The organism is Arenibacter sp. 6A1 (genome assembly GCF_012272855.1).
Classification (GTDB): domain Bacteria; phylum Bacteroidota; class Bacteroidia; order Flavobacteriales; family Flavobacteriaceae; genus Arenibacter.
This window is the reverse complement of the sequence record NZ_JAAXCQ010000012.1, coordinates 106,438-126,267: the sequence shown is the minus strand read 5'-3', so window position 1 is coordinate 126,267 and position 19,830 is coordinate 106,438. Positions and strand designations below refer to the sequence as shown.

Sequence of the window (19,830 nt, the reverse complement as noted above, 5' to 3'; positions counted from 1 at the left end):
CAGCCAAGGGCCCGCCCGACAAAGGAGGGAACGCCCATAACAACATGCTAAAATCTAAGGAAAGATTTCACTGGGCTGTCCTTATAAGTATTCTTAAAAAATTTTTGATTTAACACAGGAGAAATCCTTCTCCACCAAACTATATACGTCAAAATAGTCCAGTGAAACCACGATACAAAATCTAGCTGTAGCTTATAGAAGCACAGTCACTAGTTAGTTTTCCAGAAATATGGTGTAAATAATATGAGGACGGTAAACAGCTCTAATCTTCCCAACAGCATTAAAAAACCACACCACCATTTACCCAATTCCGGAAGACTGTTATAATTGCTTACCGGGTTTAAGCTCCCCAAGGCAGGCCCTACATTCCCTAAAGAAGAAGCTGCGCCTCCGATGGCACTGGTAAAATCGAGTCCTAGTGCCCCCAGGCCGAGTGAACCAATTATAAACAGTAACATATACAGCACAAAAAACGCGATGATGTTATATACGATATTCTCATCAACGGTCTTATTATTATACCTTACCGGAATAATGGCATTGTTGTGAAGGGTACGTTTAAACTCTAACAGGCCATTCCTAATAATCAACAAATGCCTCATTACCTTGATTCCACCTGAGGTAGATCCGGCGGAACCACCTAGAAACATTAGCCCGAAAAAAAGCACGGTAAGAAAAGGAGCCCATGAGGTAAAATCGGCCGTCACAAAACCTGTGGTGGTAATTACAGAAACTACCTGAAACAAAGAATGCCTGAAAGCACTTTCTGCCTCTCCAAAGACCATTGGATGAAAATCAGACAAGGGCACATTGGCCTTTAGATAAACTACCAAGGCCGCGATTAAGGAAAAGCTGATTATAAAAATGGAATACATTTTAAACTCTTCATCAAAAAGAACCTTTTGAATTTTCCCTTTAAAGGCATAATAACTCAATACAAAATTACTCCCTGCCAAAAACATAAATAAAATAACTATATACTGAATCAAAGGCTGGTCGTTCCAATACGCCATACTTAAATTCTTGGTAGAAAATCCGCCTGTAGACAAGGTTGCCAAGGAATGATTAATAGCGTCAAAAAAGGACATTCCTGCTAATTTTAACAGCAGGGTCTCTGCCACGGTATAGCCAAAATAAATCAGCCACAGTCTCTTTGCGGTGTCGGTAATCCTAGGATGAAGTTTATCGGCACTTGGACCAGGGGCTTCGGCTGCGAATAGCTGCATACCACCGATTCCTAAAAGAGGCAAAATAGCTATTGCAAGGACTATAATCCCCATCCCCCCTATCCAATGGGTGAGACTTCTCCAAAAAAGAATTCCTTGGGGAAGCGCTTCAATATCATCGACAATGCTAGCACCCGTAGTGGTATACCCTGACATAGTTTCAAAAAAAGCATTGGTAACCCCTGGTATAGCTCCAGAAAAAAGATAAGGCAACATACCGGAGGCAGACATAACAAGCCACCCAAAAGTAACGATAATATACCCTTCCCTACGTTTTACTTCCTTCTTATGAGTACGGGTATAAAACATGGAAACGGTACCAATTAGCATGGTAATAATACCTGCCAAGGATATATCCAAAGTAACGCCATCGTCATAAATACCGCTTACAATGGCCGCCATAATCATAAAAAAGCCATTGCAAAGCAACAGCAATCCCATGAGGTGAAATATGATTTTTAAATTTAAACGCATGAACCTAGAGGAATAACTTTTCTATTTTTTGAATCGCGCTAGGCAAACAACAGACTACTACCCGGTCTCCCTGCAGAATCTCAAAGCCCCCTAATGCAATAATCCCTTTATTATCACGTATAACGCCGCCGATGGTAGCCTCTCTAGGAAACTCTAATTCCCGTATCAATTTTCCGTTGACCCTAGAGGTTGGTTTTACCACAAATTCTAATATTTCGGCATTTAAATTATTCAACCTGGTCACTGCCACTACTTCTCCCTTGCGAATATGCCTAAATATATTATTGGCCGCCAGCAGTTTTTTATTGAGCAGGGTATCTATTCCGATAGAATGCGAAAGCTGAAAATAATCCATGTTTTCGACTAGGGCTATCGTTTTTTTAACATTCTTGGATTTAGCGACCAAACAGGACATGATATTGGTTTCCGAATTACCCGTCACGGCAACAAAGGCATCCATAGCCTCTAAATTCTCTTCTTCGAGCAATTCTACATTTCTTCCATCGCCATTAATAATTAAGGCATTGGGAAGCATATCGGCAAGATCAAAAGCTTTTTCCTTGTCCTTTTCGATTAGCTTCACATTGAACTTATTGACACAAAGATCACGAGCGGTTTTAAACCCAACCTGACTCCCACCTAGTATCATTACATTTTTTATTTCTTTACGCTCTGTACCGGTAAGCTTATGAATTTCTTCGACACCTTCCTTAGAGATAATAAAATATACCTGGTCCTTTTCCTTAAAAACCGTATCGCCTCGAGGCACGGTGGTATATTGAGTACCGCTTCGTTGTAGTGCTATGGGCATAAAGTGCAGTTCAGGAAAAATCTTGGCAGCATCTTTCACCATTTTCCCTACAAAGGGTGCTGTTTTTGGCATGCACACCCCAACCATAATTAGGGCACCATCTTCAAATTCGTAGGTATTATTAAATCCGGATTGATTTAATAATAGTTGTATCTCCGTAGCCGCTAAGGCTTCTGGAGAAATTAATTCATCTATTCCTAGGTCGGAAAATTTTAGATCTTCCTTATTATGAATAAATTCTGCGTTCGAAATCCTAGCAATGGTTCTTTTACTACCTAATTGCTTTGCCAACATACACAAGGTAAGGTTAGTAGTCTCCGAAGAGGTTACCGCAATAACTAAATCCGATTTTCCTACTTGGGCATCTTTTAGCACTGCAATAGAAGTAGCATCTCCTCTGAGCACCCGTATATCCAAATGGCTATCGGCATAAGACAAGCTGTCTTTATTGCTGTCTATTAAAGTAATGTCCTGGGATTCGTAAGAGAGCAATTTTGCCAAATGAAATCCTACTTCACCAGCCCCCGCAATAATAATTTTCATCTATTGAGTAAAAAGTTTTTCATAACATTAACCTGCATTATTAACCTGGAAATAAAATTAATTAATTTAACTGTCTCGATTAATAAACTTGAAGGAAAAGCATGGCAAAACTACATAATTTTATTGTGTTGCCACTGTTTATCCCCGAGAGAAACGCCCCCATCCTACCTTAAGACAAAGATTTACAGGGTTTTCCTTCCCTATTTAAGGCTATTTGAAAGAAATAATAGCTATTTTAAGAACCCTATGGAATCAAATCCTTTGGAACTAGTTCATCCAAGTAGCTCTGTATATAAACCGTTGGACATAAATTTTCCTTCTACTTTAATATCTAAACCAAAGTTGCACCGTAACTTTATCGGTAAATAGTATCTTTACCAAAAATTTTAAAAATGAACAAAAAAGTCACTCCATACAGCGATTCTAAACTTGGCAAAAAGGAGCAAGTAACACAAATGTTCGATAATATTTCCGGGGATTACGACGGACTTAATAGGGTTATTTCTTTTGGTATTGACATAAAATGGAGAAAACGGGTTGTTGCTATCATTGGCAAAACGAATCCGAAAAACATCTTAGATATTGCTACAGGTACGGGTGACCTTGCCATAAACATGGTTAAAACAGGTGCTAAAGAAATCATTGGCTTAGATATTTCTCCTGGCATGTTGGCCGTAGGAAAGAAAAAAATAGCTGATAAAAATCTAGACAAGACCATTAAAATGGTCGTCGGAGACAGTGAAAAATTACCGTTCCAAGACAACACTTTCGATGCCGTTACGGTAGCTTTTGGCGTACGTAATTTCGAAAATCTTGAAGTAGGGTTATCAGAAATATATAGGGTACTTAAACCCACGGGCACCTTTGTGGTATTAGAAACTTCGGTACCAACAAAAACACCTTACAAACAGGGCTACAAAATATACACCAAATATATTTTACCTACCATTGGACGTTTATTTTCGAAAGATCGTAGTGCTTATTCCTATCTTTCAGAATCGGCCGCTGCTTTTCCACACGGACAGGCCTTCAACAATATTTTACAAAAAACAGGGTTTATAAAGGTAGAGAACAAACCTCAAACCATGGGTGTTGCCACTATTTACGTTGCTACAAAATAACAGATGAAACAGATTCTTGTCCTTTTTACCGTTTTTGTGTTCCTAGGCCCTGCCCTTAGGGCTCAGTTTAATGAAAAGCCCGTATTAAACCTCCAAAATGAGGATGAGGCTCTTTTAAATTGGGGCTATTTCCTAGGTTTTAACCAATACGATTTTAAGTTCAACTACAAGGAGGACACAGAAGATATTTTGGTTCGCAAATCTATGGGCTTCAACGTGGGGCTTATTGGAGAATTGCGACTCAACAAGTTTATGGATCTACGTTTTGAACCTGGTCTGCATTACAACCAGCGCGATTTAGGGTCCCGTAGTTATTTCGAAGGCGAAGAGGAAGAAGCTGTTCGGGAGGTAAAATCGACTTATATCAATTTCCCCCTATTATTAAAAGTAAGCACCAAAAGATTGGGCAACTGGAAACCATTTATCATTGGGGGAGCATCGACCTCTTTAAACCTTGGCAGTAACGAAAAAAGCGTAGAGGACAATGCAAGCGGAACCTTCCGCATGAAAAAGAACACCTACTATTACGAAATGGGCTTTGGCATCGATTTCTATTTGGAATACTTTAAATTTAGTCCCTCTATCCGTGGCGTTTTCGCCATCAACGACGAATTAATTCGCGACAACGACCCCAATAGCAGATGGACCGGAAATATAGATACCATGAAAACCAGAGGGCTTTTTGTGAATTTTACTTTTGAATAGAGCTACTTAACCCCTTCTAATTTCATTCAATAAAATTGCGGTAGCTGTAGCCACATTAAGGCTTTCTGTTGCAGTACCGCCAAACTGGGGAATACTAATTTTTTTGGTAACCATGGCTTCAATACTTTCAGACACCCCATTGGCCTCGTTCCCCATAATCAAAATCCCTGCCTCTGGCATTTTTTCGCCATAGACTACCTTTCCTTCCATAAAAGCTCCGTACACAGGCACCTTTACCTCTTGAAGGATGCTTTGCAAATTAGCATACACGATATTCACACGGGTAATAGACCCCATGGTGGCCTGTAGCGTTTTTGGATTATAGCAATCTACCGTTGCCGAAGAACAAAGCAGTGTTGGAATCCCAAACCAATCGCAAAGACGGATGATGGTTCCTAAATTTCCTGGGTCTCTAACGTCGTCCAATGCTACTACCCAACTGGAAAAATCTATTTCTTTCTCTTCGGGCATATGAAAAACCCCCAACACCTTATTAGGAGTGGTTAAACTGCTCATTTTTTTCAGATCGCCCTCGGCAACCAATGTCACTCCACCCGTATTTGGTGGCAATACAGAAGGGTCGCTCACATAAACCTGGTAGTTTTTTAAGCTGGATGCTAATAGTTCTTTTACGGTTTTTACCCCTTCTACCACAAACAACTTATGTAGTGCGCGGTATTTTTTTTGCTGTAAGCTTTTTATAAATTTTATTTGGCTTTTACCAACCATTCAAATAACGTATTTTTGACTCCTATGAGGACCCGATTGTCTATGATTAAAAACTTCCCAAAAATAAGCTTAATATTCCTAGCAATTGCAATCACCTCTTGTAATGCTTTAAAAAGGGTTGGTAAGGACGAACTGTTACTTTCCAAAAACACCCTGTACGCCGACGATAAAAAAATCACCAACGAGGATATCCACAGTTTAATTGTTCAAAAACCAAATAGCAGGGTGCTAGGATACCCCCTGCGCCTAAACTTGTACAACCTCGCCAAAAAAGACCCAGATTCTTCTTTTCAGGCATGGTTGCACAAAAAAGAAAAAAGGGAACAACGCCTCATTAATTTTTTATCCGAAAAACAGGTAAACCGCTTAGGAGAGTCCTTTCTTGTGAAAGGCGCCAGCGTTTGGTTAAAAAATATTGGCGAGGCCCCAGTGGTCATAGACACTGCGAAGACCAACAAATCCTTACGAAGGTTAAATGCCTATTATAAAAGCAAGGGGTATTTTAACAACAACACCACTTTTGTTATAGACAGTAACAAACAGAGAGGCCGCATCACTTATAAGTTAGACTTGGGCGCCCCGTTCCTTATCGATTCCATATCTGACAAAATCGCTTCCAAAGCATTGGATTCCATCTACCATTCGGAGAAAAGGAAATCCTTTATTAAAAAAGGACAAAAAATAGATTTGGACAATTTTAATAGCGAAAGGGAAAGACTGACAAGTTTATTTAGGAATACCGGGGTACATAATTTTCAAGAAAGCTCTATTTCTTATGATTTAATTGGCGACACGACAAAAGTTAGTGGCAACCAGAAATTGGATATTCTCTTAAATATTGAAAACCTACGCAAAAGAACCGACAATAATATTACCACTACAGAGTATCGGGTATATAGATTTAAAGATATTAATATCTACACCGATTATCTTTTTAATTCCGATACGGACAGCTTACAATCTATCACCTATAACGACTTTACCATATATTATAAGGACAAGTTACGATACAAACCAAAAGCCATCACCGATGCCGTCTTTTTAAAAAAGGATAGTATTTACAGGGAAATTGACAGAATTAGAACCTATAGACAGATCACCAATTTAAATGCCTTTAAATATCCCAATATAGAATTTAAGGAAGATAGCATTCAGCCCTATTTAACCACTAATATATACCTTGCCCCAAGGCCCAAATACTCGTTGGGAACAGACCTAGATATTACGCACTCTAACATTCAATTTTTAGGGCTAGGCTTTAGTCCCTCCTTACAGGCTAGAAACTTATTTAAAGGAGCCGAACACCTCAGTATTTCTGGAAGAATAAACCTAGGAGCATCTAAAGACCCAAAAATAACGGACAATCGTTTTTTCAACATTTTAGAATTTGGGGGCGATGTTAACTTAAACATCCCAAGGATTTGGTTTCCGTTGGTAAACACCAATAAGATTATCCCCAACTATATGTTACCACAGACAAAAGTGTCTATGGGTACAATGTTTCAACAAAATATAGGTTTGGACAAGCAAACTTTTAATGCCGTCTTCGGATACAATTGGTCGCCAACAGATTTCAAGAAAAACAATATAGAATTATTAAATGTTCAATTTGTACGCAATGTAAACCCCAACAGGTTTTTTATGGTATACCAAAATACCTATAATAAATTAGACAATATAGCGGACAATTACCAGGACAATGCAGCCCTTGCCGAATATTTCGAAACTCCCGAAGGGGACACTGATCCAACCCTTATTATCCCGGAAGGCACCACAGGTTTTACCAACGCTATTTTAAACAGAGAAGTTGCTTCTTCTTCCCAGGATTACACCGAAATAAGTAGCATTGAGGAAAGAAGGAAAAGGCTTTCTGAAAATAATTTAATCTTTGCCAGCAACTACACCTATAACAAAACCAGTAAAAAAGGTATCACTGATAACAATTTCTATCAGTTTAGATTCAAATTAGAAAGCGCTGGAAGTCTCCTAACGGGATTGTCAAAATTAATCGACTTTAACAAAAACGAAGAAGACAAGGCTTTGGTATTTAAGGTTCCATATTCCCAATACTTAAAAACAGAATTAGACTTTATAAAGCACTTCACCATATCTGGTTCGGATGTATTTGCCTTTAGAAGCTTTTTTGGCATCGCCATCCCTTACGGCAATTCGGACAACATTCCTTTTGTAAGGAGTTATTTTGCCGGAGGATCGAACGACAATCGCGCTTGGCTGCCCTATTCCCTTGGCCCTGGCGCTACTAAGGATTTAAATGACTTTAATGAGGCCAACTTAAAAATAGCCCTTAACCTAGAATATAGGTTTCCTATTGTTGGCAATATCAAAGGAGCGCTATTTGCCGACGCCGGCAACATTTGGAATGCCATGGACAACGTTAAGGACAGCGCTGCTACTTTTAACGATTTTAGCTCATTGGCCGAAATAGCTTTAGGGACCGGCATAGGTTTAAGGTATGATTTTACATACTTTGTTTTTAGGCTAGATATGGGGCTAAAGACCTATAATCCTGCCGAAGAAGCGGGCAAAAGATGGTTCAGAGATTACAATTTAGCGAACGCCGTCTTCAACATAGGGATAAATTATCCTTTTTAGAGCTAATTATTTTATTACTTTTGTCAATCTTTTAATTAACTACACTAAAGTAAGATTATGGCACACGAGATTAAACCAGGGGTTGCGACCGGAGATGAAGTACAGGCAATTTTTAAATATGCAAAAGAAAAAGGATTTGCCCTTCCTGCTGTAAACGTTATTGGTTCTGATACCATTAATGGAGTTTTGGAAACTGCTGCAAGTTTAAACGCACCAGTTATCATTCAGTTCTCCAATGGTGGAGCACAATTTAACGCTGGAAAAGGATTATCTAACGACGGACAACAAGCGGCCATCCAAGGAGCTATCGCTGGGGCCAAGCATGTACACCAATTAGCAGAAGCTTATGGAGCTAGCGTAATTTTACATACTGACCACTGTGCAAAAAAATTATTGCCTTGGATCGATGGTTTATTAGAAGCTAGTGAAAAGCATTTTGCAGAAACAGGAAAACCTTTGTTCAGCTCTCATATGATCGATTTATCGGAAGAGCCGTTAGAGGAGAATATTGCCATCTGTAAAGAATATCTTGCTAGAATGAGCAAGATGGGCATGACACTAGAAATTGAATTGGGAATCACAGGTGGTGAAGAAGACGGTGTAGACAATACCGACGTAGACGATTCTAAACTGTACACCCAACCAGAAGAAGTTGCTTATGCGTATGAGGAACTTTCTAAAATAAGCCCTAAATTTACAATTGCCGCTGCTTTTGGTAATGTACACGGTGTTTACAAGCCTGGAAATGTTAAATTGACTCCGAAAATTTTATTGAACTCTCAAGAGTTTATTTCTAAAAAATACGGGGTTGAAGAAAACCATATCGATTTTGTATTCCACGGAGGTTCTGGATCAACTATTGAAGAGATTCGTGAAGCTATCGGTTATGGTGTTATTAAAATGAATATCGATACAGATCTACAATATGCTTTCTTATCTGGGATCAGAGATTATATCCAAGATAAAAAAGACTATTTACAAGGACAAATTGGCAACCCAAATGGTGCCGATGAGCCTAACAAAAAGTATTACGACCCACGTGTTTGGTTAAGAGAAGGTGAAAAAACTTTTATCGAGCGTTTAAAGAAAGCCTTCGAAGACCTTAACAACGTAAATACGTTATAATCCGCAAACCTTAATACAACATTTATGTCATCTTGGTTCAAAAGAAAGGAAAAAGGTATACAAACTGCCACAGATCAAAAAAAGGACACTCCTAAAGGCCTTTGGTATAAATCCCCTACGGGAAAAATTGTAGAAGCCGATGAATTGGCCAAAAACTTTTATGTAAGCCCCGAGGACGATTACCATGTTCGCATCGGCAGTAAAGAATATTTTGAAATTCTTTTCGACAATAATGAGTTTAAAGAGCTAGATGCAAAGCTTACATCCAAGGACCCTTTAAAGTTCGAGGATACTAAAAAATATGTTGACCGATTAAAGGCGGCCGAGAAGAAAACAGGATTAAAGGATGCTGTAAGAACCGGTGTTGGAAAATCACTAGGCAAGGAAATCGTCATCTCTTGTATGGACTTTAGCTTTATTGGCGGGTCTATGGGTAGTGTCGTTGGTGAAAAAATCGCTAGAGGAATAGACTATGCGATCAAAAACAAACTTCCATTTGTTATGATCTCAAAATCTGGGGGTGCCCGTATGATGGAAGCTGCCCTATCCTTGATGCAATTGGCCAAAACATCGGCTAAATTGGCGCAACTTGCAGAGGCTGGCTTGCCGTACATTTCGCTATGTACCGATCCTACCACTGGAGGAACCACTGCTTCTTATGCCATGTTGGGAGATATTAATATTTCCGAACCAGGTGCTCTTATCGGTTTTGCCGGACCAAGAGTAGTGAAAGAAGCTACTGGAAAAGAATTGCCAGAAGATTTTCAAACAGCAGAGTTTTTGCAAGAACACGGTTTTTTAGATTTTATAGTACACCGTAGAGATCTTAAAAAGAAAATTAATCTTTATATAGATCTAATAGAAAACAAGCCTGTAAGGGCTTAATCATTTTCTGTTTGTCATTTATCGGCAGACTATAAAAAAATAATCGTATATTTGCGCCCTTGACCGAATTTCGGTCATGTACATAAAAATCATTAAAACAATATTGGAATGTATTTAACTAAAGAAGTAAAAGCTGAGATTTTTCAGAAGCATGGTGGTGAAGCAGTAAACACAGGTTCTGCCGAAGGACAAATTGCTTTGTTCACTTACAGAATCAACCACTTAACAGAGCACTTAAAAAAGAATCGTAAAGATTTTAACACTGAGCGTTCTCTAGTAAAATTGGTAGGTAAAAGAAGATCTCTTCTAGATTATTTAATTAAGAAAGATATTATTAGATATCGTGCTATAATTAAAGAATTAGGAATTAGAAAATAATTCACAAAAAGGGGGAAAGTTGTACTTTCCCCCTTTTTTACAATACCCATAATACTGATTTTCAATATTATGGTCAAGCCCTTAAGGTTCCTTAAGGCAAAACAAAAAGCTTACTTATAGTTTTTCATTGGTCCACAACACACAACTACAACACAACAACTTCGTTTCTACAAGGCGAAAGACCATTGTTTAACAAACCTATAATGAGATAGGTTTTAATTCGTATTTATGATACCAAAAGTATTTAAAGAGGTCATTGACCTAGGCGACGGTAGGGAAATTTCTATCGAAACCGGAAAATTGGCTAAGCAGGCCCATGGTTCTGTTGTTGTTCAATCAGGCGACTGTATGTTATTGTGTACCGTTGTTTCTAACTACAAGGCCAGTGATGTAGATTTCCTTCCCTTAACGGTAGATTACCGTGAAAAATTTGCCGCTGCCGGACGTTACCCAGGTGGGTTCTTTAAAAGAGAAGCCAGACCTAGTGACGGTGAAGTATTGACTATGAGATTAGTAGACCGTGTTTTACGTCCACTTTTCCCAAAAGATTACCATGCAGAAACTCAGGTGATGATTCAGTTAATGTCTCATGACGACAATGTAATGCCAGAAGCGATGGCCGGTTTGGCTGCTTCTGCTGCCATTCAATTATCTGACTTTCCATTTGAATGTGCCATTTCTGAAGTACGCGTAGGACGTATCGATGGTAAATTTATCCTTAACCCAACTAGAGAACAGTTAGAGTTATCTGACATCGATATGATGATCGGAGCCTCTGCCGATTCTGTAATGATGGTAGAAGGTGAGATGAAAGAAATTTCGGAAGAAGAAATGGTAGAAGCCATTGAGTTTGCTCACGAAGCTATTAAAGTTCAGTGTGCTGCCCAGTTGCGTTTGGCCGAAGCTTTCGGAAAAAAAGAGGTACGTGAGTACACTCCGGAAAGAGAAGACGAAGCCTTCGCGAAGAGAATCCACGATATGGCATATGACAAAGTGTATGCTATTGCTAAAGCCGGATCGTCTAAAAAAGAAAGAACTACTGCCTTTGCTGAAATAAAAGAAGAAATTAAAGCTTCTTTTTCTGAAGAGGAAATAGCTGAATATGGTGACTTGATTTCCAAGTACTACTACCAAGCAGAAAAAGCTGCCGTTAGAGACCTTACCTTAAACGAAGGATTGCGTTTAGACGGTAGAAAAACAGATGAGATTCGTCCTATCTGGTGCGAGGTTAACTACTTGCCTTCTACCCACGGTTCTGCAATCTTTACAAGAGGTGAAACCCAGGCCTTGGCCACGGTAACCCTTGGAACTTCTAGAGAAGCCAACAAAATAGACATGCCGTCTTTTGAAGGCGAAGAAAAGTTCTATTTACATTACAACTTCCCTCCTTTCTCCACTGGTGAAGCTAAACCAATCAGAGGTACTTCCCGTAGAGAGGTAGGACACGGAAACTTGGCACAACGCGCCCTAAAAGGAATGATCCCTGCAGATTGTCCTTATACCGTAAGAGTAGTATCGGAAGTATTAGAATCTAACGGTTCTTCTTCTATGGCTACCGTATGTAGTGGTACAATGGCCCTTATGGATGCCGGTGTTCAAATGATCAAACCAGTTTCTGGTATTGCTATGGGATTAATCTCTGATAGCGAAAGCGGTAAATACGCCGTATTATCGGATATCTTAGGTGATGAAGATCACTTGGGAGATATGGACTTTAAAGTAACCGGAACTGCAGATGGTATTACCGCCTGTCAGATGGATATTAAAGTAAAAGGTCTTTCTTATGAAATTTTGGTGAACGCTTTAAAACAAGCAAGAGCCGGACGTTTACATATCTTGGAGAAAATCACCGAGACTATAGCTACTCCTAACCAAGATGTAAAAGCACACGCTCCTAAAATGGTTACTAGAACTATTCCTGGACAATTTATCGGGGCTTTGATCGGACCTGGTGGAAAAGTGATCCAAGAATTACAAAAAGCTACCGATACTACCATCGTTATCAATGAAGATCCTACTACAGAAGAAGGTATTGTTGAAATTTTAGGTACTAATCAGGACGGAATCGATATGGTATTGGCCAAAATAGATTCTTTAATGTTTAAGCCAGAATTAGGTAGTGCTTACGAAGTGAAAGTAATTAAAATGCTCGATTTTGGTGCGGTAGTAGAATATACCGACGCTCCAGGAAACGAAGTATTGCTTCACGTATCCGAACTAGCTTGGGAACGTACCGAAAATGTATCCGATGTCGTAAAGATGGGGGATGTTTTTGACGTGAAATATTTTGGTCTTGATCCAAGAACTAAAAAAGAAAAAGTATCTCGTAAAGCGTTACTTCCAAAACCTGAAGGATTTGTCGAAAGACCTCCAAGGGACAATAAAAGTGGCGGAAGAGATAATCGTGGCCGCGACAACCGCAGAGACGACAGAAAACCAAGAGACTAATCTTTCGGTCTTTTAATTACCATAAAGCCTATTCATTCCAATGGATAGGCTTTTTTTGTTTCCCCTTACTTTTAAATTTATAATCGGCATACTACTTTGGGCGTTCCCTCCTTCGTCGGGCGGGCTCTCCGCTATATCCCTTGCGCCGCTGCGGGGATGCCGCTGCGATCCCTAACGCGGTATCTTTTTTCCCGGATCATATTCCATTAGAGCCTGCACATAAGCCATCTTTAAGGCAATTTTAAAAATTCCAACCAGGAGGGTCTAAATCACTAAATCCTTCTATACCATACGGCTAACAAAGTTCCAAAGGTGTTAAAACCAGCTTTTTTTGACTTTTTTTCCTTATTTATTAAAAAAAATTAATTAAATTGTAACATTTTGTTCTCTTCGAACGTATAACCTAATGCAGCCCATGCTTACTGCACTTAATTTAGAAAGGAAAAACTTCGATGAGACAGCTAAAAATTACAAAACAGGTTACCAATAGAGAAACCGCTTCGTTAGATAAATATTTGCAAGAAATTGGAAAGGTAGATCTTATTACTGCGGATGAAGAGGTTGAATTGGCACAACGGATCAAGGCCGGAGACCAAGTCGCTCTTGAAAAATTGACAAAAGCCAACTTGCGATTTGTGGTTTCCGTAGCAAAGCAATACCAAAACCAAGGTTTAACCCTACCCGATTTAATTAACGAAGGAAACCTTGGACTTATTAAGGCTGCCCAGCGTTTTGACGAAACTCGTGGATTTAAATTTATCTCTTATGCCGTATGGTGGATTCGTCAATCGATACTTCAAGCTTTGGCAGAACAATCCCGTATTGTTAGACTTCCTTTAAATAAGATTGGATCTATCAACAAGATCAACAAGACCTTCGCCTTCTTGGAGCAAGCACACGAAAGACAGCCTTCAGCAGAAGAAATTGCCAAGGAATTGGATATGACTGTTGAAGACGTAAAGCAATCCCTAAAAAACTCTGGTCGTCACGTATCCATGGATGCCCCTTTGATCGACGGAGAAGATTCTAACCTGTACGATGTATTGCGTAGTGGAGAATCGCCAAACCCAGATAGGGAATTATTACATGAGTCTCTAAGAACAGAAATAGAAAGAGCTTTAGAAACCTTAACCCCAAGAGAAGCCGATGTTATCCGTTTATATTTCGGATTGGCAGGACAGCATTCTATGACCTTGGAAGAAATTGGAGAAACTTTTGATCTTACAAGAGAAAGAGTTCGTCAAATTAAGGAAAAAGCCATCAGAAGATTGAAACATACTTCTAGAAGTAAAATACTAAAAACTTATTTAGGATAAATCCATACATGTATACAATTCCTGCAACAAAATTCCATTTGGAAAGTTGGTGCTAAAATTATACATTGTGAACCGTAACAACAGTTATCATGACTGTTCGTTTTTTGATTGATGAATAAACTCCGGCTGATTACCGGAGTTTTTTTTTAAACCCCTCATTAATGCCCTACAACATTGTTCTTATTGAACCCGAAATTCCGATGAATACCGGAAACATCGGTCGCTTAAGTTTAGCCACCGGAGCAAACTTACACCTGGTAAAACCCTTTGGCTTTGAATTGGACGACAAACGAGTAAAACGTGCCGGCCTCGATTATTGGCAACATATTTCACTTTTTACCTATGAAAGTGCCGAGGAGTTTTTTGCCGCCCATAAAGACAAGGAAATGGCATTCTTCTCTAGTCATGGAGATAAAGACCATTGGTCTATAGACTATAAGGAAGACATGTTTTTTATTTTTGGTAAGGAATCTAAAGGCCTATCCAAAGAAATCACCGATAACAACCAAGACAAATTGTATAAAATACCCTTATACAGTCCACATATACGCAGCTTAAATTTGGCCAATGCGGTGAGTGTTGTTATGTATGAAGGATTAAGAAACCTTCGGCCATAAAGATTTACTATTGGAAACCCAGCGATACAATACCAATCTCTAAGCTTTTAATTAAAAAAACATCCTGGAATTGGACCCAATCCCCACTCCTCAAGAAGTTTTAAGGAAAGGCATAGTATTTTACTATATTTGTGCCGCTTAAAAAAATAAAACCTTATGAAATACACCTTTTTTGCCCTAGTATTTGCCTTGTTTATTTCGTGTGATGACGATAAGAAAGCAGAGAATATAGATTATACAGCCAAGAATGAATTGGAAATTACCGAGTATATTAAAGACAACAATTTAAATGCCCAAAAAGGCGATTATGGACTGTATTATGTCATCGATGAACCGGGAGACGGAAAACAACCAAGTGCTTCTTCACAAGTAACCGTTGCCTATAAGGGAACATTTATCAATGGAGAAATATTTGACCAAAGTGGTGCAGAGGGCATAACTTTTGGCTTAAACCAAGTCATTAGGGGCTGGACAATGGGGATTCCTTATTTTAAAGAAGGTGGTAGCGGAATGCTATTAATTCCGGCCCATTTAGGATATGGAAGTACGGATCGCGGTCCAATCCCTGCCGGTTCTGTGCTTGTTTTTGATGTAAAACTCATCGCTGTAAAATAACATCAATGCTGTAATACACAGTATATACCATAGGAATAAGCGCCCTTAAAGCGCTATTCAAAAAAAAAGCCCTTTTAAAGGGCTTTTTTTGGGACTATATTTTAATGTTTAAGTCCTTTCTTCCATGACTCCTTCTAATCGTGATCACGGGACAATTTTTATCTTAAGGAGGCCTATTTTGCGTTAGGGATCGCAGCGGCATCCCCGCAGCGGAGCAAGGGATATAGCGAAGAGCCCGCCCGACGAAGGAGGGAACGCCCCTATCAAAAGACGCTTGATACTTCAAAATAACCAAATCGATCATTCTTTGAACTACAGCTATTAAAGTGTGGGGAAAAATAATGGGAGCTAGCTTTATGTATATTGCCTTGCCCTACCGAACAACACAGCAAAACCACTTGTTAAAAAGCATATTATTCCTTAAAATTTCCTTTATTTTTGCACTGACTTTAGACGATCTTAATGATGCTGTCTATCGATAAAAACCCAAAACTTTTGAAAGACATTCTCCTTCTTACGCCTCCCTTTACCCAATTAAATACCCCTTATCCGGCTACCGCCTATATTAAGGGTTTCTTAAACACCAAAAACATTGGTAGTTTTCAGATGGATTTGGGTATTGAGGTTATTTTGGCCATTTTTTCAAAAGAAGGACTCGGAGACATATTTGCTTTGGCCGAAAAAAACCAGCGTATAGTGACAGAGAATGCAGGGCGTATTTTTGCTTTACAACAAGACTATTTAAAGACCATAGACCCTGTAATATCTTTTTTACAGGGCCATAATGCCACCCTTGCCAGACAGATATGTACTGATAATTTCTTGCCACAGGCATCTAGATTTCATCAGTTAGACGATATGGAATGGGCATTTGGCGCTATGGGCACCCAAGACAAGGCCAAACATTTGGCTACACTGTACCTAGAAGACCTCTCGGATTTTATTGTAGAATGTATAGACGAAAATTTTGGCTTTAGCAGGTATGCGGAACGCTTGGGAAGAAGCGCCAATTCTTTTGACGAACTGTATCAGCATTTACAAAAGGAACATACGTATATAGACCGTATTACCCTGGATATTTTGGAACAACGTATAAAAACCGTGCAACCAAAACTGCTCTGTATTTCTGTTCCCTTCCCCGGAAATTTATATAGTGCCTTTAAATGTGCACAATTCATAAAAGCCCATTATCCAGACATAAAGACGACTATGGGTGGCGGATTTCCAAACACAGAATTGCGATCGCTTACCGATATCAGGGTTTTTGAATTCTTTGACTTTATTACCCTAGACGACGGAGAGCTGCCAATAGAACTATTGGTAGCGCATATTACAAATCCCGAGCCAACATTAGCCGAACCAGCATTAAAGCGGACCTTTGTACTTCAAAACGGAGCGGTATATTACAATAACTCATCTCCAAGACCAGACTACAAACAAAGTCAGGTAGGCACCCCTGACTATTCGGATCTGCTATTGGACAAGTATATTTCCGTAATAGAAATTGCCAATCCCATGCACAGCCTTTGGAGCGATGGCCGCTGGAACAAGCTGACAATGGCTCATGGTTGCTATTGGGGAAAATGTACCTTTTGCGATATCTCCCTAGATTATATTAAAATCTATGAGCCCATTGCTGCCAAACTTTTGGTAGACAGAATGGAAGAACTCATAGAAAGCACCGGAGAAAGAGGCTTTCATTTTGTAGATGAAGCGGCTCCACCGGCCCTTATGCGTGCTTTGGCCCTAGAAATTATAAAGCGGAAATTAACCGTTACCTGGTGGACCAATATCCGGTTCGAGAAAAGTTTTAGCCGCGACCTATGTGTATTGTTAAAAACATCGGGCTGTATTGCTATTTCGGGTGGATTGGAAGTGGCATCGGACCGATTGCTAGCCTTGATTAAAAAAGGGGTTACCGTTACCCAAGTGGCCCAGGTAACCCGAAACCTGACAGAATCGGGAATAATGGTACACGCTTACCTAATGTACGGGTATCCTACCCAAACTGTTCAGGAAACCGTAGATAGCCTGGAAATGGTCCGACAGATGTTTGACCTTGGCGTATTACAATCGGGTTTCTGGCATCAATTTGCCCTTACGGCTCACAGTCCCATTGGCTTAAATCCGTCGGAATACAACATAGTGCCACAATACGAGGAAATAAGTTTTGCCAACAATGATGTGCAGTTTATTGACGATACCGGTATCGATCATGAACAATTTAGTTATGGGCTTAAAAAATCGCTCTTCAATTTTATGCACGGCATTTGCTTTGATTACCCCTTGCAAGATTGGTTCGATTTTAAAATCCCAAAAACTACTATCGCCCCGAATTTTATCGAAACGGCACTAGAGGCCGAAACCGCGTTTACCAATAAACCAAATGCCAAAATTATCTGGCTGGGAAGTACTCCATTAGTACAAACCCTGACCAAATCGAAAAAAGGACAAAGTTGGGAGTTATTAAAACTGACCTTTCACGATAAAACCAAAACAGTGGCAATTTCGGTAGACAAGGAAAAAGGAGAATGGCTGTTGGGTGCTTTAGACAAAATATCGCCTTATAGTGATCAAACCCTTACTTTTTCCCAATTAAAAACAGATTTTGAAGCTACTTTTGATGACTTCGAGCTGTTTTGGTATTCTAAACCCTTGTCCATTCTAAAAAATCATGGCTTATTAGTGCTTTAAGCCTAAAGTGAATTCCGTTTGGACGAATCGTTTTTTTAGTAAAATCAACCACTCGCTGCAAACATCTCTCTTTTTTGCAATACCACGTTTTTACGCCAAGTTCCTTTCCTGATTTATTATGGATAAAATTGGCTATAAGTTGGGTAGAAAAAAAAGTAAACAACGAATTTACCGTACCTTTGTACACATATTTTAGAAAATTAACATCCATGAATTTTAAAGAGTTAAAGCTTAATAAACCTATCTTAAGAGCTATAGCAGAAAAAAATTACGACGCTCCTACTCCGGTTCAAGAAATGACTATTCCTCTTGTACTCGATGGGAAAGACGTTATTGCTTCGGCACAAACGGGTACTGGTAAAACAGCAGCCTTTGCTTTGCCTATTCTGCAACTTTTGTTCGACAGGCAAGACGCCTCTAAAAAAAAGATAAAGGCTTTAATCATAAGTCCAACTCGAGAGTTGGCCATGCAGATTCAGGAAAACTTTAAAGATTACGCCCAATATACCAACCTTGTTTCGGCTGTTATTTATGGTGGTTCGGCTATAGAACCACAGATAGAAACCCTAAAAAAAGGAGTCGATATCCTTGTAGCAACCCCTGGTAGGTTATTGGACTTGCACAAACAGGATGTTATCAATTTAGATTATATAGAGACCTTGGTTTTGGACGAGGCAGATTTAATGTTGGACATGGGCTTTATTGACGATGTCAAGAAAATAGAACGTCTATGTCCAAAAGGAAAGCAAATTTTATTGTTCTCTGCCACCATGCCTTTTAAAGTGGTTCAATTGGCAAATAGCATTCTAAAAGATGCCGAAAAGATTGCCGTCACCCCTACCTCATCGGCGGCAGCAAGGGTACATCAAACACTTTATTTTACGCCAAAACCCAAAAAAATAGAACTGTGCCTTCACCTTTTAAGAAATACGATAAAAGGTAATATTCTTATTTTCAGGAGAACCAAACACGGTGTCGATAAACTAGAACAAACCCTTCTTAGAAACAATTATAAGGTAGATAGCATTCATGGCGCCAAAAGCCAGGATGAAAGACAAGAAGCCTTAAACAGGTTTAAAAATAAGGAAACCAATATTCTTATAGCCACAGATGTTGCTGCCAGGGGTATTGATATCGATAACTTGGACAGTGTGGTAAACTTTGATTTACCAAACATTCCAGAAACCTATGTTCACCGAATCGGAAGAACGGGAAGAGCGGGCCAAAGCGGTACCTCCTACTCCTTTTGTTCTGCAGACGAAAAGCAATATGTCATTAGCATTCAAAAATTGATGCAAAAACATATCGATGTAGAAGAAGACCACCCTTATCCATTAGATCCGAAAGCCCAGCCCGAAGTGCACAAAAGAAAAGGCAGTAAACACAGAAAAGGCAGAAAATCTGAAGGTTCAAAAAAGAAAAAGAAACGCTGGTATTAATAATTGTGGCATTGCCCTAATATTTTTAACAGCAAATATGTTTTCCCTAAATACGTAGGAATTATAGAATTCATCTCCTAATGAAGAGATC

The 19,830-nt window shown here is 39.3% G+C and carries 15 protein-coding genes; 12 read left to right on the top strand and 3 right to left on the bottom strand.

What is annotated here, in order from left to right; translation table 11 throughout:
• Nucleotides 1–209: 209 nt before the first annotated feature.
• Both HCG49_RS12530 and trkA read right to left on the bottom strand, forming a co-directional pair.
• Complete coding sequence (locus HCG49_RS12530; RefSeq protein WP_168469873.1) at nucleotides 210–1,700, bottom strand: TrkH family potassium uptake protein; 1,491 nt, start codon at nucleotides 1,698–1,700, stop codon at nucleotides 210–212.
• 4 nt (nucleotides 1,701–1,704) lie between these two features.
• The gene (gene trkA, locus HCG49_RS12525) at nucleotides 1,705–3,054 is read right to left on the bottom strand and encodes a Trk system potassium transporter TrkA (protein ID WP_072764533.1); all 1,350 of its coding nucleotides are present in this window, start codon (nucleotides 3,052–3,054) and stop codon (nucleotides 1,705–1,707) included.
• A 392-nt stretch (nucleotides 3,055–3,446) separates the two neighbouring features.
• On the opposite strand from trkA, the gene ubiE reads away from it, so the two are divergent.
• A complete protein-coding gene (gene ubiE / locus HCG49_RS12520) occupies nucleotides 3,447–4,175 on the top strand; it encodes a bifunctional demethylmenaquinone methyltransferase/2-methoxy-6-polyprenyl-1,4-benzoquinol methylase UbiE (RefSeq protein ID WP_168469872.1) in 729 nt (242 codons plus the stop codon).
• Between the two features lie 3 nt (nucleotides 4,176–4,178).
• Nucleotides 4,179–4,880, top strand: coding sequence for a porin family protein (locus HCG49_RS12515; protein WP_168469871.1), 702 nt, complete (start codon nucleotides 4,179–4,181; stop codon nucleotides 4,878–4,880).
• A 6-nt stretch (nucleotides 4,881–4,886) separates the two neighbouring features.
• Here the strand turns inward: HCG49_RS12515 and HCG49_RS12510 are convergent, their stop codons facing one another.
• Complete coding sequence (locus HCG49_RS12510) at nucleotides 4,887–5,609, bottom strand: TrmH family RNA methyltransferase (protein WP_168469870.1); 723 nt, start codon at nucleotides 5,607–5,609, stop codon at nucleotides 4,887–4,889.
• A gap of 24 nt (nucleotides 5,610–5,633) precedes the next feature.
• Here HCG49_RS12510 and HCG49_RS12505 point away from each other — a divergent pair, with 24 nt between their 5' ends.
• The 10 genes from HCG49_RS12505 (at nucleotide 5,634) to HCG49_RS12460 (ending at nucleotide 19,739) form a co-directional block, all read left to right on the top strand.
• Nucleotides 5,634–8,222 (top strand): BamA/TamA family outer membrane protein, encoded by a 2,589-nt coding sequence (locus HCG49_RS12505; protein WP_240938693.1) that lies wholly within the window; start codon nucleotides 5,634–5,636, stop codon nucleotides 8,220–8,222.
• Between the two features lie 57 nt (nucleotides 8,223–8,279).
• Entirely contained in the window at nucleotides 8,280–9,347 is a 1,068-nt protein-coding gene (gene fbaA, locus HCG49_RS12500) for a class II fructose-bisphosphate aldolase (protein ID WP_168469869.1), read from the top strand.
• A gap of 24 nt (nucleotides 9,348–9,371) precedes the next feature.
• Nucleotides 9,372–10,232 (top strand): acetyl-CoA carboxylase, carboxyltransferase subunit beta, encoded by an 861-nt coding sequence (gene accD, locus HCG49_RS12495; RefSeq protein WP_072764539.1) that lies wholly within the window; start codon nucleotides 9,372–9,374, stop codon nucleotides 10,230–10,232.
• A 108-nt stretch (nucleotides 10,233–10,340) separates the two neighbouring features.
• Complete coding sequence (gene rpsO / locus HCG49_RS12490) at nucleotides 10,341–10,610, top strand: 30S ribosomal protein S15 (RefSeq protein ID WP_168469868.1); 270 nt, start codon at nucleotides 10,341–10,343, stop codon at nucleotides 10,608–10,610.
• 228 nt (nucleotides 10,611–10,838) lie between these two features.
• Nucleotides 10,839–13,058 carry a polyribonucleotide nucleotidyltransferase gene (locus tag HCG49_RS12485; RefSeq protein WP_168469867.1) on the top strand — a complete coding sequence of 740 codons (2,220 nt, stop codon included), beginning with the start codon at nucleotides 10,839–10,841 and terminating at the stop codon, nucleotides 13,056–13,058.
• Between the two features lie 452 nt (nucleotides 13,059–13,510).
• A complete protein-coding gene (locus HCG49_RS12480; RefSeq protein ID WP_072764542.1) occupies nucleotides 13,511–14,374 on the top strand; it encodes an RNA polymerase sigma factor RpoD/SigA in 864 nt (287 codons plus the stop codon).
• Between the two features lie 161 nt (nucleotides 14,375–14,535).
• Complete coding sequence (locus tag HCG49_RS12475; RefSeq protein WP_168469866.1) at nucleotides 14,536–14,991, top strand: tRNA (cytidine(34)-2'-O)-methyltransferase; 456 nt, start codon at nucleotides 14,536–14,538, stop codon at nucleotides 14,989–14,991.
• Between the two features lie 156 nt (nucleotides 14,992–15,147).
• Entirely contained in the window at nucleotides 15,148–15,606 is a 459-nt protein-coding gene (locus HCG49_RS12470; protein ID WP_168469865.1) for an FKBP-type peptidyl-prolyl cis-trans isomerase, read from the top strand.
• 495 nt (nucleotides 15,607–16,101) lie between these two features.
• Nucleotides 16,102–18,300, top strand: a complete 2,199-nt coding sequence (locus tag HCG49_RS12465) for a B12-binding domain-containing radical SAM protein (protein WP_168469864.1) — start codon at nucleotides 16,102–16,104, stop codon at nucleotides 18,298–18,300.
• A gap of 209 nt (nucleotides 18,301–18,509) precedes the next feature.
• Nucleotides 18,510–19,739 (top strand): DEAD/DEAH box helicase, encoded by a 1,230-nt coding sequence (locus tag HCG49_RS12460; RefSeq protein WP_168469863.1) that lies wholly within the window; start codon nucleotides 18,510–18,512, stop codon nucleotides 19,737–19,739.
• Nucleotides 19,740–19,830 lie beyond the last annotated feature (91 nt).

Excerpts from the sequence above, each read along its gene's own strand:
- HCG49_RS12530 (WP_168469873.1), bottom strand. The coding sequence starts at position 1,700 with ATGCGTTTAAATTTAAAAATCATATTTCACCTCATGGGATTGCTGTTG.
- trkA (WP_072764533.1), bottom strand. The coding sequence starts at position 3,054 with ATGAAAATTATTATTGCGGGGGCTGGTGAAGTAGGATTTCATTTGGCA.
- ubiE (WP_168469872.1), top strand. The coding sequence starts at position 3,447 with ATGAACAAAAAAGTCACTCCATACAGCGATTCTAAACTTGGCAAAAAG.
- HCG49_RS12515 (WP_168469871.1), top strand. The coding sequence starts at position 4,179 with ATGAAACAGATTCTTGTCCTTTTTACCGTTTTTGTGTTCCTAGGCCCT.
- HCG49_RS12510 (WP_168469870.1), bottom strand. The coding sequence starts at position 5,609 with ATGGTTGGTAAAAGCCAAATAAAATTTATAAAAAGCTTACAGCAAAAA.
- HCG49_RS12505 (WP_240938693.1), top strand. The coding sequence starts at position 5,634 with ATGAGGACCCGATTGTCTATGATTAAAAACTTCCCAAAAATAAGCTTA.
- fbaA (WP_168469869.1), top strand. The coding sequence starts at position 8,280 with ATGGCACACGAGATTAAACCAGGGGTTGCGACCGGAGATGAAGTACAG.
- accD (WP_072764539.1), top strand. The coding sequence starts at position 9,372 with ATGTCATCTTGGTTCAAAAGAAAGGAAAAAGGTATACAAACTGCCACA.
- rpsO (WP_168469868.1), top strand. The coding sequence starts at position 10,341 with ATGTATTTAACTAAAGAAGTAAAAGCTGAGATTTTTCAGAAGCATGGT.
- HCG49_RS12485 (WP_168469867.1), top strand. The coding sequence starts at position 10,839 with ATGATACCAAAAGTATTTAAAGAGGTCATTGACCTAGGCGACGGTAGG.
- HCG49_RS12480 (WP_072764542.1), top strand. The coding sequence starts at position 13,511 with ATGAGACAGCTAAAAATTACAAAACAGGTTACCAATAGAGAAACCGCT.
- HCG49_RS12475 (WP_168469866.1), top strand. The coding sequence starts at position 14,536 with ATGCCCTACAACATTGTTCTTATTGAACCCGAAATTCCGATGAATACC.
- HCG49_RS12470 (WP_168469865.1), top strand. The coding sequence starts at position 15,148 with ATGAAATACACCTTTTTTGCCCTAGTATTTGCCTTGTTTATTTCGTGT.
- HCG49_RS12460 (WP_168469863.1), top strand. The coding sequence starts at position 18,510 with ATGAATTTTAAAGAGTTAAAGCTTAATAAACCTATCTTAAGAGCTATA.